Here is a 14,852-nt window from a genome sequence, read left to right on the forward strand (position 1 = left end):
CGTGAGGTATGAGTGCCATCGGGGGACGCCGGCTGGTCCGGAGGAACCATTTATACGCCTTCGCGAAGGTAGATCCGATCCGCGTTCCCCCGTGCGGTGGGGGGTCGTCCAGGTGTACGAATCCATACGGTTTACGGCGAGCGACAGGCCTCCCGCCGCCCATGACCGGCCCGTACACTCCGCGATCATGACGATCGACACGACTCATGCCGACGGACCCGCGCTCTTCCCGACGATGTCCACCATGCGCGCGATGCGCCGCCTGAAGCCGGAACCGGTGCCGGACGAGACGCTGGAGCAGCTCATACAGGCCGCCGTCTGGGGTCCCAGCGGCGGCAACATGCAGTGCTACGAATACGTCGTGGTGACCGACCGCGAGGTGATGGCGCGTCTGGCGCCGCTGTGGAAGCGGTGCGTGGACGCCTATCTGGCGACGACGGGGAAGTACGCGCCGAAAGGCATGGACGAGGCGGCGTACGGCCGGATGGTCGCCGCGATCGAGTACCAGCGCGACCACTTCGCCGATACGCCGGCGCTGATCGTGCCCTGTTACCGGTTCCCGGAGCCGCGCCTGGACGAGGAGGGGCTGCTGGCCTCAGCACAGGCACTCGGACCGGCCGCGACCGAGCACATGATGAACATCGGGACGCGCTTCCAGGCGCTCGCCGAGGGCTCCTGCGTCTACCCGGGTGTGCAGAACGTCCTCCTCGCCGCGCGGGCCCTGGGGCTCGCGGCGAACATCACCATCTGGCACCTGATGCTGGAGCAGGAGTGGAAGGAGGCCCTCGGCATCCCCGAGGACATGCACACCTACGCCGCCATTCCGGTCGGGTGGCCGCAGGGCAACTTCGGGCCGGTACGGCGCCGCCCGGTGGCGGACGTCATCCACCGCGACCGCTGGTAGCCCGGGGCCGCCCGCCCGGCCCGGTGACGCCCCATCCGCTCACCGGGCAGGCCTCGTAATCCCGCAAACCCCATTGGAGTGAAAGGGAGTTCGACACACCGGCAGATGATTGTCATGCCCTGGACAGATAGATACGCTGAGCGGGCTTCGCGGCCCCTCGGCCCACCCCACTCGGGCCCGGGGGCCGTTCTCTTCTCCCCCACCGAGCAGGAGCAGGTATGCCCAGCCGCGCCGCAGCCCACGCAAAGGGCCGCGCATCCGTCCTGGCGGCCCTCACCGCCACCGTCCTCACCGTGACCGGCTCGCCGGCCCTCGCCGCACCGGACGGCGGCCACCCGATGAACCGGGCGTTCGCGCGGGCCGCCGCGCAGTTCGACGTACCGCGCGATCTGCTCGCCGCCGTCGGTTACGGCGAGACCCGGCTCGACAGCCACTCCGGGCACCCCAGCCAGGCCAACGGCTATGGCGTGATGCATCTGGTGAGCAACCCCACGAACCGCACGCTGGAACGGGCGGCGGCCCTCACCGGCAAGCCCCTCGCCGAGCTCCGCACCGACACCGGGGCCAACATCCTGGGCGGCGCGGCGGTGCTGCGCAGCTACGCGGACAAGCTCGGCCTCGACGCCCGGGACCGCGACGACATCGACGCCTGGTACCCGGCCGTCGCCCGGTACGGCGGCGCGCGGGGACCCGCCGCCGCCCTCTACGCCGACACCGTCTACAGCTTCCTGGCCGACGGGCTCAGGGCGGTCGTCCCCGGCGGTGAGCGGATCTCGGTGACGAGCCGTCCGGTCGCCCCGCAGAAGGGTTCGCTCTCCGCCGCCGGCGTGCGCACCCAGAGCCCCGACTACCCGTCGGCGCTGTGGGTCCCGGCCGACCCGCACAACTTCGCGGCGGGCCGCTCGGCGAAGATCGACAAGGTGATCGTCCATGTCACGCAGGGCTCGTACGCGGGCTCGATCAGCTGGTTCCAGAACCCGACCGCGGAGGTGAGCGCCCACTACGTGGTGCGCTCCTCCGACGGCGAGATCACCCAGACGGTGCGCGACAGCGACACCGCGTACCACGCCAGGAGCGCCAACTCCTCGGCGCTCGGCATCGAGCACGAGGGGTTCATCGACGACCCGTCCTGGTTCACGGACACGATGTACCGGTCGTCGGCGGCCCTGACCACGTACCTGTGCGACCGGTACGGGATCCCGAAGGACCGGGCGCACATCATCGGGCACAGCGAGGCACCGGGCAACGACCACACCGATCCGGGGCCCTACTGGGACTGGACGCGCTACATGCAGCTGGTCGGCGGGGACACCCGCGGCGGCGACAGCGCCGACGGGCTGAGCTTCGCCTCGTACGCGACCCAGCAGAGCGGCTCGACGGGTGCCCAGGTCAAGGCGGTCCAGCAGCTGCTGAACGACCAGGGCTACACCGCGGGCGCGGTGGACGGCAGCTTCGGCCCGGCCACGAAGACCGCGGTGACGGCGTATCAGGCGGCCCGCGGGCTGGACGCCGACGGTGTGGTGGGGGCCAGGACCTGGACCGCGCTGCTGTCGGCCGGCGCGACACCGAGCCTCCAGCAGGGTGCCTCGGGCGACGGGGTGAAGCGGCTCCAGCGCTCGCTGACCGCGGCGCTCGGCTCGACGGTCGGCGTCGACGGCAGCTTCGGCCCGGCGACGGTGACCGCGGTGCGCGGCTATCAGACGAGCCGGGGACTGACGGCCGACGGCGTCGTGGGACCGGACACCTGGGCGGCGCTGCAGACGGGGCGCTGACGTCCGTCACCACGGGCGGGGCGGGGTGCGTGCGGATCGCCCCGCCCCGCGCGCACCTCTCGCACGACCCCGCTCCCGCCCTCCGGACCCATGTCACGTTCAAGTAACCTGCCGGAAACCCTTGACGTTTCTCCTGGCTCGTTCTTAACCTCACTGCGTAGTTCGCATTCCTTGCAGTTCACGTGCTGCGGCGCTTTCCGCAGTGTTTTGACAGGCACAGACATAGACCACCTGTCGGTGGTTTCGTCATGCCTGTTTTTTTGTGCTCCCCGTGCCGCCGATGGGTCTTCCTCGAAGGCGGATTCATGGCACAACGTCCGAGCGTCAAAGGCGTCGCCGACGTCGTTGCGCTCATCGATGGGCTGGGAAAGATCACCGGCCGGGCGCAGGTCATCTGGTTCCTCGTGTTCGGCGGGCTGTTTCTCGACGCCTATTCGAACGCCGCGCTGAGCGCCGGTCTGGGGCCCATGACGTCCCAGATGGAGCTCACCAGCACCCAGGTCTCGATCCTCACGGCCACCGCTCCGGCCCTGGCGATCATCTTCAACCCGGTCGGCGGCTGGCTCGCCACCCGGATCGGCCGTGTTCCCCCGCTTCTCATCGCCAAGGTGTTCGCCATCGCGGGCGCCCTGCTGGCCGCCTTCGCCGGTGACTTCACCGTGGTCTGGTTCGGCCGGGTCCTGGTGGGCGTCGCGTACGGCATCGACTTCGCCGTCGCCATGGCGCTGCTCGCCGAGTACACGCCCGCGAAGCTGGGCGGGCGGCTGAACCTGTGGCAGGCCGTCTGGTACGTCGCCACCACCAGCAACCTCGCGCTCGCCCTGCTCTTCTTCAACCTGGACGTCGGCGCGGACATCTGGCGCTGGTCGGTCGGCTCGGCCGCGGTCGTCGCCGCCGCCCTGCTCCTGGGCCAGTGGCTGATGCTGCGGGAGAGCCCCACCTGGCTGGCGAGCAAGGGCCGGCTGGACGAGGCCGTCGTCAACCTGGACAAGATCTACAAGATCAAGGCCGTCGCCGGGAAGCCCGACGAGGCGACCCGCGCCGCCACCGAGGCGCCCGCCATCGGTTTCCGCCAGGCCGGACTGCTCTTCAAGGGCGAGTACCTGCCGCGCACGGTCCTCTCCTCGGTCATCTCGCTCGGCCAGTCGATGCAGTACTTCGCGGTCGGCTGGTACCTCCCGCTGATCAGCCTGACGATCTTCGGCGAGAGCTTCGAGAAGGCCACCATCGGCTCGATGGTCTTCAACGCCTTCGGAATCGCGGGCGGGCTCCTCTCCGCCTACTTCGGCCGCCGGCTCGGGCTGCGTCTCAGCTCCGCCGCCGGGTTCGCCGGTGTCTTCGTGGCGCTGCTCGCGATGGGGCTGACCTTCGAGAAGGTGCCCACCGCCGTGGCGTTCCTGCTGCCGGTGCTGTTCATCCTCTGCCACTCCGCGGGCCCCGGCGCCAACGGCAAGTCCATCGCCGCCCTCTCGTACAGCAGCGACGTCCGCGCGCTCGGCACCGGTGTCACCGGGATGGTCGGCAGCTTCGGCAGTGTCGTCGGGCTGTACGTCTTCCCGCAGATCAAGGACTCGCTGGGGCTCGCCGACACCTTCCTGGTGCTCTCCGTCGTGCCGCTGCTCGGCCTGATCACCTGCCTGGCGATCAAGTGGGACCCCACGAAGGCCGCCTCCCCCGACGAGGTCGCCGGGCAGGACCGGGCCGCCGTCGGCACCCAGGCGGGTCCGTCGGAATCCGCGGGGTCCGTGACCGCGCGCTGACCGGCCACCGGGCCTGTCGCACCACACGATGGTCCCCTCCCCTCTCTTCCCCTCCGCACAGCTCGCTCGCGATGCTCGCAATGAAAGGGCCGCAATGACGCAGACGTTCCCCGGCGCCGCCCCACGGCGCGGTGTGCTGTCCATCGACGAGGGCACCACGGGCACCCGGGCCGGAGTCGTCCTCGACTCGGGCGCCGCCCACGAGGTGTTCTACCGGTCGATCAAGGTCAGCCATCCGGACGACCTCTCGGTCGAGCAGGACCCGATGGAGATCTGGACCGCCACCGTCGAGGTGGCACGCCGGGCCGTCGGCCGGGCCCGCGAGGAGGGCATCGGGATCACCGCGGTGGCGCTCTCCACCCAGCGGGCCACCGCGATGCTGTGGGACCGGGTGACCGGGCGGCCGCTGCTGCCCGCGGTGGTGTGGCAGGACCGGCGGCACGCGGCCGAGCTCACCGCGTACGAGGCGGAGTGGGACGCCGCCCTGCTGGCCCGGCAGGGCCGGCCGGTCGGCGCCCGCGCACCGTTCCTCTGGGCCGCCCGGCAGATCGCCGCGCACCCGGAGGTGGCCGCCGCGCACCGCGAGGGCCGGCTGCTCTTCGGCACCGTCGACACCTGGCTGATCTGGCGGCTCACCGGCGGCGCCGTGCACGCCACGACGCCGACGAACGCCGCCTCCACCGGTGGTTACCTCCTGGAGCGGCACGCCTGGGACGAGGAGTGGATCAGCCACCTCGGTTTCCCCCTCGACCTGCTCCCGGAGCTCCGCTCCGACGACGCCGGATTCGGTACCACCGACCCGGCCGCCCTCGGGATCGCCGTCCCGCTGGCCGCCTCCATGGGCGACCAGCACGCCGCACTCGTCGCGCTCGGCGGCCTCGCCGCCGGGCAGGGCATGTGCGTGTACGGGACCGGCGCCTTCGTCGACGCGGCGACCGGCACCACGCCCGCCCTGCCCCGGCCGGACATCTCCGGGGTGCTCGCCCAGCCCGGCCGGCGGCAGGGCGACATCAGCCACTACAGCCTGGAGGCCTACACCTCCACGGCGGGATCGGCGCTGCGCTGGCTCTGCGACGACCTGGGCCTGTTCGCATCGCCGAAGGAGCTCGGTGAGGAGGCGGGCCGGGTCCCCACCCGGCCGGGCCGCACCCCGCGTTTCGTCCCGGCGCTCGCCGGGGTCCGTACGCCGGTCTGGCACCCGGAGGCCACCGCATCCCTCACCGGGCTCACCCTCGCCACCACCCGCGCCGACCTCGCCCGCGCCGTGCTCGACGGGATCGCGCACTCGGTGTGCGACCTGATCGACGGGGTCGCCGACACCATGGGCACACCGTTCACCCGGCTCCGGGTCGGTGGCGGTGTCTCCGGCAGCGACCCGCTCATGCGGATCCAGGCCGATCTGACCGACCTGCCGCTGGAGCGGGTCTCCGACTCCGCCACCGCCAGCCTGCGGGGCACCGCGTATCTCGCCGGTGTCGCCCAGGGCCTGTGGTCCTCGCTCGAAGAGGTCGTCGAGGCACAGCCGCTCGGCCGGATCTTCGAGCCCTCGATCACGGCGGCCGAGCGCACCGCACAGCGGTCCGCCTGGCGCGACGTGCTGATCGCCCACCTCGGCGACCCGGCGCTGCTCCCCCTGAAGGACCCCGAACCTCACACCCCCCACTGACGGCCCCCGACCGTCGCACCGGCGGTCCGTACCGACCACGCGGCCGCCGCACCGAAACACCAGGAGTTGATGTTGTGATCACCATGCCCGCCCGGAAGCCGCGGCGCAGCGCCGCGGCGACCCGCCGAACGCCCCTGCTGCTCGACCGGGCAGCCCTCAAGCGCCGGCTGGCCGACGACACGTACGACGTACTCGTCATAGGCGGCGGCATCACCGGGGCGTACGCCGTGCTCGACGCGGCCTCGCGCGGGCTTCGCGCGGCGCTGGTCGAGAAGGACGACTTCGCCTCCGGTACGTCGTCGAAGTCCTCGAAGATGGTGCACGGCGGCCTGCGCTACATCGAGCAGGGCAACGTCAACCTGGTCCGCCACTCGCTCCTGGAGCGTCACCGCTTCCGCAAGAACGCCCCGCACCTGGTGCACCGGCTGCCGTTCCTCTTCCCGATCCTGGAGAAGGAGGGCATCTTCGACGCCCGCCTCGCCAAGGGTTTCGAGGGTCTGCTGTGGACGTACGACCTGGTCGGCGGCTGGCGGATCGGCAAGCTGCACCAGCGGCTCACCGTCCCCGAGGTCCTCGCGCAGGCGCCGACGCTGCGCGCGGAGAACCTCAAGGGCGGGCTGATGTACTTCGACGCCCGCACCGATGACGCCCGCCTCGTCCTCACCATCGTCCGGACCGCGGCGGCGCTCGGTGCGACGATCCTCAACGGTGCCAGGGCCGAGGGTCTGCTGATGCAGATGGGCAAGGTGGCCGGTGCCCGGGTCTCGGCGGACGGCGACACCTTCGACATCCGTGCGCGGGCCGTCGTCAACGCCACCGGCGTATGGACCGACGAGCTCGACGCGAAGGCGGACGACGGCCACAAGCCGCAGGTCAGGCCCGCCAAGGGCGTCCACATCGTGGTCCCGTGGGACAAGGTGCGGATCAACTGCACGGTCACCGTGCCGATCCCCGGCCGGGCCCGCCGCGCGACCTGCACCCGCTGGGGCAACAGCGTCGTGCTCGGCACCACCGACGAGGACTACCAGGGCTCCCCCGACGATGTGCACTGCACCCGCGAGGAGATGGACTTCCTGCTGGAGGGCGCCAACACCGCCTTCGAGGGGAAGCTCACCCCGGACGACGTGGTCGGCTCCATCGGCGGTCTGCGCCCGCTGGTCGGCGGCAAGGAGGGCGCGACCCTCGACATGCGCCGCGACCACCACATCACCATCGGCCGCACCGGCATGGTGACGGTGACCGGCGGCAAGCTCACCACCAGCCGGCACATGGGCGAACTCGTCATCGACAAGGTGATGACCGTCCTCGGCCGCAAGGGCAGGAGCCGCACCACCGACCTCCCGCTGCTCGGCGGCGCCGGTTACGACGCCGAGGCCGTCGCTGCCTCCGGCGGCATCGCCGCGCACCTCGGCGAGCGCTTCGGCACCGAGGCCCGCTTCGTCGGCGACCTGATCCAGGACGACCCGACGCTGGCCGAGCCGATCGTCGCGGGCCTCCCGTACACCAAGGCGGAGGTCGTGTACGCGGCCCGCGCCGAACTGGCCCGCTCGGTCGACGACGTGCTCTCCCGCCGGATGCGCGCCCGGCTGTTCGCCCGGGACGCGTCCGCCGACGCCGCCGGGGCCGTGGGCGCGATCCTCGGCCGGGAACTGAACCTCACTCAGGCCGAGGTGGAGCGTTCGGTCTCCGAGTACCTCGCGGCCGTCCGTCACGAAAAGTCCGTACTCCTCGAAGGGGCAGCAGCATGATCAGCCGTCAGACCATCACCCACCCGTTCAACCGGGGCAACTACACGATCGGCGCCCCCAGCTTCGCCAAGTGGGCGCAGAACACCCCGATCGGGGACGGCGAGGCCGCCCTCCAGATCGACCCGGTCGAGGTCCCCGAGACCGTGATCGAGGCGCTGCGCGAGGCCGCGCACGCGGTGCACACCGCCCGCGAGGAGGTCGTCACCCGGACCCGTGACTGGTGGGCCGGCTCGATGATCGGCGAGACCGAGGGCCGTCCCGCGACGCCGGACGCCGTGATCGTCGAGGCGGCCGACGCCGACCAGGTCGCGGCCGTGCTGCGGATCTGCCACGAGGCCGGCATCCCGGTCACCCCGTCCGCCGGCCGCTCCAACGTCACCGGTGCGGCGCTCCCCGTCTTCGGCGGCGTCGTCCTGGACGTCTGCGGGCTGAACGAGATCACCGGCTTCGACGCCGAGTCGAACGTCGTGGACGTCCAGGCCGGCATGTTCGGCGACCTCTTCGAGAAGCAGCTCCAGGAGGAGTACGGCGTCACCACCGGCCACTGGCCGTCCGCGTTCGCCGTCTCCACGGTCGGCGGCTGGATCGCCTGCCGCGGCGCCGGTCAGCTCTCCACCCGGTACGGCAAGATCGAGGACATGGTCGTCGGCGTGGACGTCGTGCACGCGGACGGTACGCGTGCCACGTACGGCGACTACGCCCGCGCCGCGGTCGGCCCGGACCTGCGCCAGCTGTTCGTCGGTTCGGAGGGCACCCTCGGCGTCATCGTCTCGGCGCGGCTGCGGGTCCACCCGCTGCCGGAGTACGCCAACGCCGTGGCGTACGGCTTCAAGACCTTCGCGGAGGGCCTGGACGCCTGCCGCCGGATCATGCAGCGCGGTGCGACCCCGGCCGTTCTGCGTCTGTACGACACCCTGGAGTCGGGCACCCACTTCGGCCACCCGGAGACCAACCTCCTGCTCGTCGCCGACGAGGGCGACCCGGCCATCGTCGACGCCTCGATCAAGGTGGCGGCCGAGGTCTGCGAGGCGTACGGCCCCGAGCTGGACAGCGAGGCGGTCTTCGCACGCTGGCTGGACGAGCGGATGCTGGTCGGCAAGTCCGCCGACGGCTTCAAGCCCGGCCCCGGCTTCGTCGCCGACACCCTGGAGATGGCCGCGTCCTGGACCGACCTCCCGGTGATCTACGACGAGGTGGTCGCCGCGATCCAGTCGGTGCCCGGCACCCTGGCGGCGTCGGCGCACCAGTCCCACGCCTACACCGACGGTGCCTGCGTCTACTTCTCGCTGCGCGGCGACGTGGCTCCCGAGTCGCGCCGCGACTGGTACCGCTCGGTGTGGGACGCGGCCAACGCCGTGCTGATCAAGCACGCGGCGGCGCTCAGCCACCACCACGGCTGCGGTCTGCTGCGCGGCCCCTACCTGGAGGAATCCCTCGGGGCGGGCTTCGCGACCTTCGTCGCGGTGAAGAAGGCCCTGGACCCGGCCGGCATTCTCAACCCTGGCAAACTGGGCCTTCCCAGCCGATTCGGTACGTCTCCGCTGAACTGACACCAGGACTCAGCAACCACGAACCCTTCCCTCCCCAGGCAGGCCCTTGCCATGACCCCTTCCCCGTCCCGGTCCGGTGCCGCACTCGACCCCCGGCTCACCACGGCGTTCGCCGAGGTGCCGGTCGTCGCGTCGGTCGTCGGCACCCAGCCGCTGCGGCAGTTCCTGACCGCACCGGCCAAGGTGTGCATCCTCGCCTCGTTCGCCGTGGGGCAGCTGCCCCAAGTCGTGCCGGCGCTGGGCCGGGCGGGGAAGACCGTGTTCGTGAACGTGGACAGCAGCCCCGGTCTGGCGCAGGACCGGGGCGCGCTGGAGTTCATCAAGAACATGGGCGCGCACGGCGTGGTCAGCACCCGGCTCTCCCTCATAGAGAAGGGCCGCCCGCTCGGCCTGCTGACGATGATGAAGGTGTTCGTCACCGACCGGTCCAATCTGCGCCGCTCCACGGACGCGATCTCGCGCGGGGCGCCGGACCTGGTCGAGATCATGCCCGCCCCGATCATCGCCCGGATGAGCGCGCAGGCACAGCGCGCGATGTCCCCGTCGGTGGCCGCGGGCTTCGTGGAGACCCCCGCGGACGTCGCGCTGGCACTGGCCCTCGGGTCGGCCGCCGCCGCCACGTCCGACCCCCGCCTCTGGACTCTGCGCCGGGACCAGCTGCCGCCGGTCCCGCCCGCCGCCCTGAAGAGGACCGCCGCACCCCAGGAGTAACCCCCATGACTTACGTGGTCGTAGCCCGCTACCGCACCAAGGCCGGTGAGGAGAACACCGTCCTGCCCCTGCTCGACTCGATGGCCGCCGCCTCCCGCCAGGAGCCCGGCAACCTCGCCTACCGGGTCCACCAGGGCACCGAGGACCCGCGGGCGGTCGTGCTGTACGAGGAGTACGCCTCCGAGGCCGACTTCACCGCCCACTGCGCCACCCCGCACTTCCAGGAGATCGTGCTCGGCAAGGTGGTCCCGCTGCTGGAGAGCCGCGACGTGCTGCGCTGCGCCCCGCGCCCGGAGGTGGGCGCGTGAAGACCCGTGCGGTGGTACTGCGCGGGATATCGACGGCCCGCCCGTACTCCGGGACCCGTCCGGTCGAGGTGGAGGAGCTGGAGCTGGGCGCCCCGCGCGAGGGCGAGGTGCTGGTCCGTATCGCGGCCGCCTCGCTCTGCCACTCGGACCTCTCGGTGGTCAACGGCGACCGGGTCCGTCCGCTGCCGATGGCGCTGGGTCACGAGGCGGTGGGTGTCGTCCAGGACACCGGACCGGGCGTCGGCCGGGTCTCCCCCGGCGACCATGTGGCGCTGGTCTTCGTGCCGAGCTGCGGCTTCTGCGGCGACTGCGCGGCGGGCCGGCCGGCCCTGTGCGCCCAGGCCGCGGCGGCGAACGGTTCGGGGGCGCTGCTGCACGGCCCGTCGCTGTTGACCGACGCCTCCGGCAACCCGGTCCACCACCAGCTGGGCGTCTCCGCGTTCTCCGAACACGCGGTGCTGGCCCAGGAGTCGGTGGTCCCGATCCCCAAGGACATCCCGTTCACCGTGGCGTCGATGTTCGGCTGCGCGGTGCTGACGGGTGCGGGCGCGGTGATCAACACTGCGGCCCTGCGTCCGGGGCAGTCGACGGTGGTCTACGGCCTGGGCGGCGTGGGCCTCTCCGCGGTGCTGGGCGCCCGCGCGGCGGGGGCGTACCCGATCATCGCGGTCGACCCGGTCCAGGAGAAGCGCGAGCTGGCTCTCCGGCTGGGCGCGACGCATGCGTTCTCCCCCGATGACGCCTTGCGGCAGATCGGCGAACTCACCTGCGGTGGAGCCGAGTTGGCGGTGGAGGCGGTGGGCAGTCCGAAGGTGATGGCGCAGTGCCTGTCGGCCGTGGCACGGGGCGGCAAGGTCGTCTCGGTGGGCCTGCCCGCGCCCGACCGGGTGCTGGAGGTGCCGGCCCTGGCATTCGCGGGCGAGGGCAAGTCCCTGCTGGGCTCGTACATGGGTGACGCGGTGCCGCGCCGTGACATCCCGAGGTTCCTGGACCTGTGGCGGGCGGGCCTGATGCCGGTGGAGCAGATGCACACGGGCACACTGCCGCTGACCGACATCAACGCGGCGATGGAGGAGCTGGCTTCGGGCCGGGCGATCCGTCAGGTCATCGACACCTCGGGCATGCTGAGCGCCTGACGCGCGGTCTCGGTCCGGTCGGCGGCGCCCCTGGTTGTCCGAGGGGGCGCCGCCGACCGCCGGCCATCAGCCGTCGGCCTCCTCGGTCTCCGGTGCGGCCGCGGGCGAGAAGTGCAGGATGATCCTGCGCCGGCTGATGCGCCATCCCCGCTCGCCGCGCACGATCACATCCTCGTAGGTCACGCTTCCGCACTCGCCGTCCGGGCCGGCACCGATCCCCTTGGACCACGCGTGGACCCGGCCGTCCCCGGCCTCGGTGAGGACGATGTTGGTGACATGGTGGCCGACGGGCGCACCCGGCTTGCCCGCCCGCGCCCGTGCCATGTCCCGGAAGGCGGCCAGCCCGTGCAGCTCCCCGTGCCCGAGGTTCGACGTTTCGTAGACGATGTCGTCGGTGAACAGCTCGTCCAGCCGGTCCATTTCGTCGTTGTCGACCAAGTGCCCGTGCAGGGCGAGCAGTTCGGAGATGTCCAGACGGTCCTCGACACTGAGCGTCATCGCCGGTCCTTTCGTGAGATCTCGCGATGGTGCGGCAGTTATACGGGCAGGGCTCCCCGTACGACCCGGCACAGCACCGGTCACACGCCGTCGTGGCCCGGGGAGTTCATTCCGCTGGAGCAACCGCGCGGCGGTCATAACGGAGCAGCACGACTCCATTGCCGAATTCCCTGGTCCCGGCCAGACGAAGGCCGGTCCGGACCGCCGAGGCCGGAAACAGGGGTTTGCCCCGGCCGAGGACGACCGGATGGACGTAGACGCGGTACTCGTCGATCAGGTCGAGTCGCATGAAGGTCGCGGCGAGACCCGCGCCCCCGAGACACAGGTCCCCGCCGGGCTGCGCCTTCAGAGCCATGATCTCCTCGGCGTCGACCTCCCGCATGATCGTGGTGTTCCAGTCGGCCCGCTCCAGTGTCCGGGAGAACACGATCTTGGGCATGTCCCGCCAGATGCCGGCGAATTCCGCCTCGGGCCCGCTGCTCGACGGATCGGCGTCGGCGGTCGGCCAGAAGTCCGCCATGAGCTGATACGTCACACGGCCGTCCAGGAAGCCGCCCATGGTCCTCAGCTGCTCGTTGAAGTGACGGTGCAGTTCGTCGTCGACCAGGTGCCAGTCGATCTCTCGGTCCGGCCCCTCCATGAAGCCGTCGAGAGACACCGACATCATCAGGACGATCTTCCTCATCGCAGTCCTCTCCCCGCCGCAGGCGTCACGCCACACGGGTGTCCGGCGCGAGAACAGTTGACGCCCCGGCCACGCGCCTGGCAACGAGTGACACGCCGCGCGGGCACGGAGCGGCACGACCGGCATACCGTGATCCCTCCGAAGCGGCATCGCTCCGGGCCGGTCCCGGCGGCCACGGAGGCTTCGGTCGGCGTGTTCCCGCAGCGGGGAAAGAGGTTCGGCGTGAGAGTCGGTACGGCCCGATCGGCCGCGGTCCAGTGGGTCACCGAGCATGCCCGGCCCGATCCCTGGTTCCGTGGCGCCTATTTCAGCGGTTCCACGGTGGGTCTGCCGGACGGGGCCGAGCTGTCCCCGTTCTCGGACGTGGACGTCGTGGTCGTCACCGCCGAACCCGACCCGCCCGCCAGGCCCGGCAAGTTCCGCTTCCGGGATGCGCTGCTGGAGGTCAGCCATCTGTCGTGGGACGAGCTCGCCTCGGCGGACGAGGTGCTCTCCTCGTACCACCTGGCGGGGAGCTTCCGCCGCGACACGGTCATCGACGACCCGACGGGCCGGCTGCGCGAGCTGCGGGCGGATGTGTCGCGCCGGTTCGCCGAGCGGTTCTGGGTGCGCCGCAGATGCCTGGACGCCGAGCGCCGCGTCGAGACCCGCCTCGCCGCCTTCGACGCCTCAGCACCGTTCCACGAACAGGTGATGTCGTGGCTGTTCCCCACCGGGGTGACCACCCACGTCCTGCTGGTCGCCGCCCTGCGCAACCCCACGGTCCGGCTGCGGTATCCGGCGGCGCGCGAGGTCCTCGACGCGTACGGACAGGCGCATCTGTACCCGGAGCTGCTGGAGCTGCTGGGGTGCGCGCGGCTGCCGGCACGCAGGGCGGGCCGGCATCTGGACGAGCTGGCCCGCACCTTCGACGCCGCCGCGGAGGTCGCCCGTACGCCGTTCTTCTTCAGCGGCGACATCACCGCGGAGGCACGGCCGGTCGCCATCGACGGCAGTCGGCACCTCATCGAGCGGGGCGACCATCGCGAAGCCGTGTTCTGGATCATCGCGACCTTCGCGCGATGTCACACCGTACTGGCCGCGGACGCCCCCGAGCTGCACCGCGCACGCCTCCCGGCCTTCCGGGAGGCCGTCGCCGATCTCGGCGTCACGTCCACCGAGGACCTTCTCCGCCGGGGCGAGGAGGTCCTCGCCTTCCTCCCCGAACTCCGGCGGACCGCCGGGCAGATCCTGACGGCCAACACCGAGATCACGGGATGACGCGGGCGCCGATCGGCAGGCGGCGGACGGCAGGTAGCGGGTACCGGACAAGTCGGTGGCGGACGTCAGGCGACAGGTGGCGGACGGCAGGCGGCGGACGGCAGGCGGGTCAGTAGTGGCCCGTCCTGCCGTCCAGGATCTCCCTGATGGCGTCCAGGTGGCCCGCGTGCCGGGCGGTCTCCTCGATCATGTGGAACATGATCCAGCGCAGGCTCGCGCCCGAGGCCTCGAAGTCCGGGTGCCGGCCCACGTCGTCGAGCGACTGTGCCGCGACGATCTCGTTCGACACCGCGACCTGCCGGTCGTAGTCGTCCAGCAGCTCCGCGAGGGGGACGCCCTCGACCATCATGTCGGCGTCCTCGGGCCCGTCGAACACCGGCCCCACGGCCGGGCGGCCCAGCAGGACGACCTCGAACCAGAGGTGCTCGGCCCACCGGAGGTGTGACATGACACCCGCCATCGTCATGAGCGGCGAGGACGGCAGGACGGGGCGATGCGCGTCCGCCTCCGACAGTTCCTCGCACTTCCAACGGGCGGTCGCCCGCTGTGTGTCGAGCCAGCCGACGAGCTGAGTCCGCTCGTCCGCGTCATAGTCGGGGCGCTCGCGGGAGGGGTACGGGGAGGGCGACATGGGCGTCGACGCTACCCGAGGCGATGTCACACCTCACACCACTTTTCGGCCACCGGGACGCCGAACTCCCCCTCTGCTCCGACGTGTCGCCCTGATACCTTGGCCGACATGTTCCTCTCCCGTGTGTAGGGCCCCGCACTGACCGCACCCCGTTTCCCACCGGGTGCGGCACTTCGGTGTCCCCGCATGCCCGCAGCGCCGTCCGTCGCGCTGTCCTCCCGAG

The 14,852-nt window shown here is 71.5% G+C and carries 13 protein-coding genes; 10 read left to right on the forward strand and 3 right to left on the reverse strand.

Translation table 11 applies throughout. The features are described from left to right. The first annotated feature begins 187 nt into the window (after window positions 1-187). The 9 genes from ACFV8T_RS18320 to ACFV8T_RS18360 all read left to right on the forward strand — a co-directional run bounded on the left by ACFV8T_RS18320 (window position 188) and on the right by ACFV8T_RS18360 (window position 11,555). Window positions 188-904: a nitroreductase family protein gene (locus tag ACFV8T_RS18320; RefSeq protein WP_385328591.1), complete on the forward strand. Its 717-nt coding sequence runs from the start codon at window positions 188-190 to the stop codon at window positions 902-904. 218 nt (window positions 905-1,122) lie between these two features. Next, on the forward strand, window positions 1,123-2,676 hold the full coding sequence (locus ACFV8T_RS18325) for a peptidoglycan-binding protein (RefSeq protein ID WP_385328593.1): 1,554 nt from the start codon (window positions 1,123-1,125) through the stop codon (window positions 2,674-2,676). Window positions 2,677-2,981: 305 nt separating this feature from the next. After that, window positions 2,982-4,436, forward strand: a complete 1,455-nt coding sequence (locus ACFV8T_RS18330) for an MFS transporter (protein WP_385328595.1) — start codon at window positions 2,982-2,984, stop codon at window positions 4,434-4,436. A 94-nt stretch (window positions 4,437-4,530) separates the two neighbouring features. Continuing rightward, window positions 4,531-6,102, forward strand: a complete 1,572-nt coding sequence (locus tag ACFV8T_RS18335) for an FGGY family carbohydrate kinase (RefSeq protein WP_385328597.1) — start codon at window positions 4,531-4,533, stop codon at window positions 6,100-6,102. A 74-nt stretch (window positions 6,103-6,176) separates the two neighbouring features. Beyond that, window positions 6,177-7,850, forward strand: coding sequence for an FAD-dependent oxidoreductase (locus ACFV8T_RS18340; RefSeq protein ID WP_385328599.1), 1,674 nt, complete (start codon window positions 6,177-6,179; stop codon window positions 7,848-7,850). Beyond that, window positions 7,847-9,400 (forward strand): FAD-binding oxidoreductase, encoded by a 1,554-nt coding sequence (locus ACFV8T_RS18345; protein ID WP_385328600.1) that lies wholly within the window; start codon window positions 7,847-7,849, stop codon window positions 9,398-9,400. Before ACFV8T_RS18340 ends, ACFV8T_RS18345 begins: the two co-directional genes overlap by 4 nt. Window positions 9,401-9,451: 51 nt before the next feature. After that, a complete protein-coding gene (locus ACFV8T_RS18350; protein ID WP_385328602.1) occupies window positions 9,452-10,111 on the forward strand; it encodes a glycerol-3-phosphate responsive antiterminator in 660 nt (219 codons plus the stop codon). Between the two features lie 5 nt (window positions 10,112-10,116). Continuing rightward, entirely contained in the window at window positions 10,117-10,419 is a 303-nt protein-coding gene (locus ACFV8T_RS18355) for a putative quinol monooxygenase (protein WP_385328604.1), read from the forward strand. Next, a complete protein-coding gene (locus tag ACFV8T_RS18360) occupies window positions 10,416-11,555 on the forward strand; it encodes a zinc-binding dehydrogenase (protein ID WP_385328606.1) in 1,140 nt (379 codons plus the stop codon). Before ACFV8T_RS18355 ends, ACFV8T_RS18360 begins: the two co-directional genes overlap by 4 nt. Before the next feature lie 66 nt (window positions 11,556-11,621). On the opposite strand, the gene ACFV8T_RS18365 is transcribed toward ACFV8T_RS18360, so the two are convergent. Both ACFV8T_RS18365 and ACFV8T_RS18370 read right to left on the reverse strand, forming a co-directional pair. Next, complete coding sequence (locus ACFV8T_RS18365) at window positions 11,622-12,053, reverse strand: nuclear transport factor 2 family protein (RefSeq protein ID WP_385328608.1); 432 nt, start codon at window positions 12,051-12,053, stop codon at window positions 11,622-11,624. Between the two features lie 106 nt (window positions 12,054-12,159). Further along, window positions 12,160-12,738 (reverse strand): dihydrofolate reductase family protein, encoded by a 579-nt coding sequence (locus ACFV8T_RS18370; RefSeq protein ID WP_385328609.1) that lies wholly within the window; start codon window positions 12,736-12,738, stop codon window positions 12,160-12,162. A gap of 222 nt (window positions 12,739-12,960) precedes the next feature. On the opposite strand from ACFV8T_RS18370, the gene ACFV8T_RS18375 reads away from it, so the two are divergent. Beyond that, window positions 12,961-13,998 (forward strand): hypothetical protein, encoded by a 1,038-nt coding sequence (locus tag ACFV8T_RS18375; protein WP_385328611.1) that lies wholly within the window; start codon window positions 12,961-12,963, stop codon window positions 13,996-13,998. 109 nt (window positions 13,999-14,107) lie between these two features. On the opposite strand, the gene ACFV8T_RS18380 is transcribed toward ACFV8T_RS18375, so the two are convergent. Further along, window positions 14,108-14,629 (reverse strand): DinB family protein, encoded by a 522-nt coding sequence (locus ACFV8T_RS18380; RefSeq protein ID WP_385328612.1) that lies wholly within the window; start codon window positions 14,627-14,629, stop codon window positions 14,108-14,110. Window positions 14,630-14,852: the final 223 nt, after the last annotated feature.

The sequence above is a fragment of the Streptomyces sp. NPDC059832 genome, assembly GCF_042731715.1.
GTDB lineage: Bacteria > Actinomycetota > Actinomycetes > Streptomycetales > Streptomycetaceae > Streptomyces.

Coding starts and splice junctions, on each gene's coding strand:
- ACFV8T_RS18320 (WP_385328591.1), top strand. CDS start 188: ATGACGATCGACACGACTCATGCCGACGGACCCGCGCTCTTCCCGACG.
- ACFV8T_RS18325 (WP_385328593.1), top strand. CDS start 1,123: ATGCCCAGCCGCGCCGCAGCCCACGCAAAGGGCCGCGCATCCGTCCTG.
- ACFV8T_RS18330 (WP_385328595.1), top strand. CDS start 2,982: ATGGCACAACGTCCGAGCGTCAAAGGCGTCGCCGACGTCGTTGCGCTC.
- ACFV8T_RS18335 (WP_385328597.1), top strand. CDS start 4,531: ATGACGCAGACGTTCCCCGGCGCCGCCCCACGGCGCGGTGTGCTGTCC.
- ACFV8T_RS18345 (WP_385328600.1), top strand. CDS start 7,847: ATGATCAGCCGTCAGACCATCACCCACCCGTTCAACCGGGGCAACTAC.
- ACFV8T_RS18350 (WP_385328602.1), top strand. CDS start 9,452: ATGACCCCTTCCCCGTCCCGGTCCGGTGCCGCACTCGACCCCCGGCTC.
- ACFV8T_RS18355 (WP_385328604.1), top strand. CDS start 10,117: ATGACTTACGTGGTCGTAGCCCGCTACCGCACCAAGGCCGGTGAGGAG.
- ACFV8T_RS18365 (WP_385328608.1), bottom strand. CDS start 12,053: ATGACGCTCAGTGTCGAGGACCGTCTGGACATCTCCGAACTGCTCGCC.
- ACFV8T_RS18370 (WP_385328609.1), bottom strand. CDS start 12,738: ATGAGGAAGATCGTCCTGATGATGTCGGTGTCTCTCGACGGCTTCATG.
- ACFV8T_RS18380 (WP_385328612.1), bottom strand. CDS start 14,629: ATGTCGCCCTCCCCGTACCCCTCCCGCGAGCGCCCCGACTATGACGCG.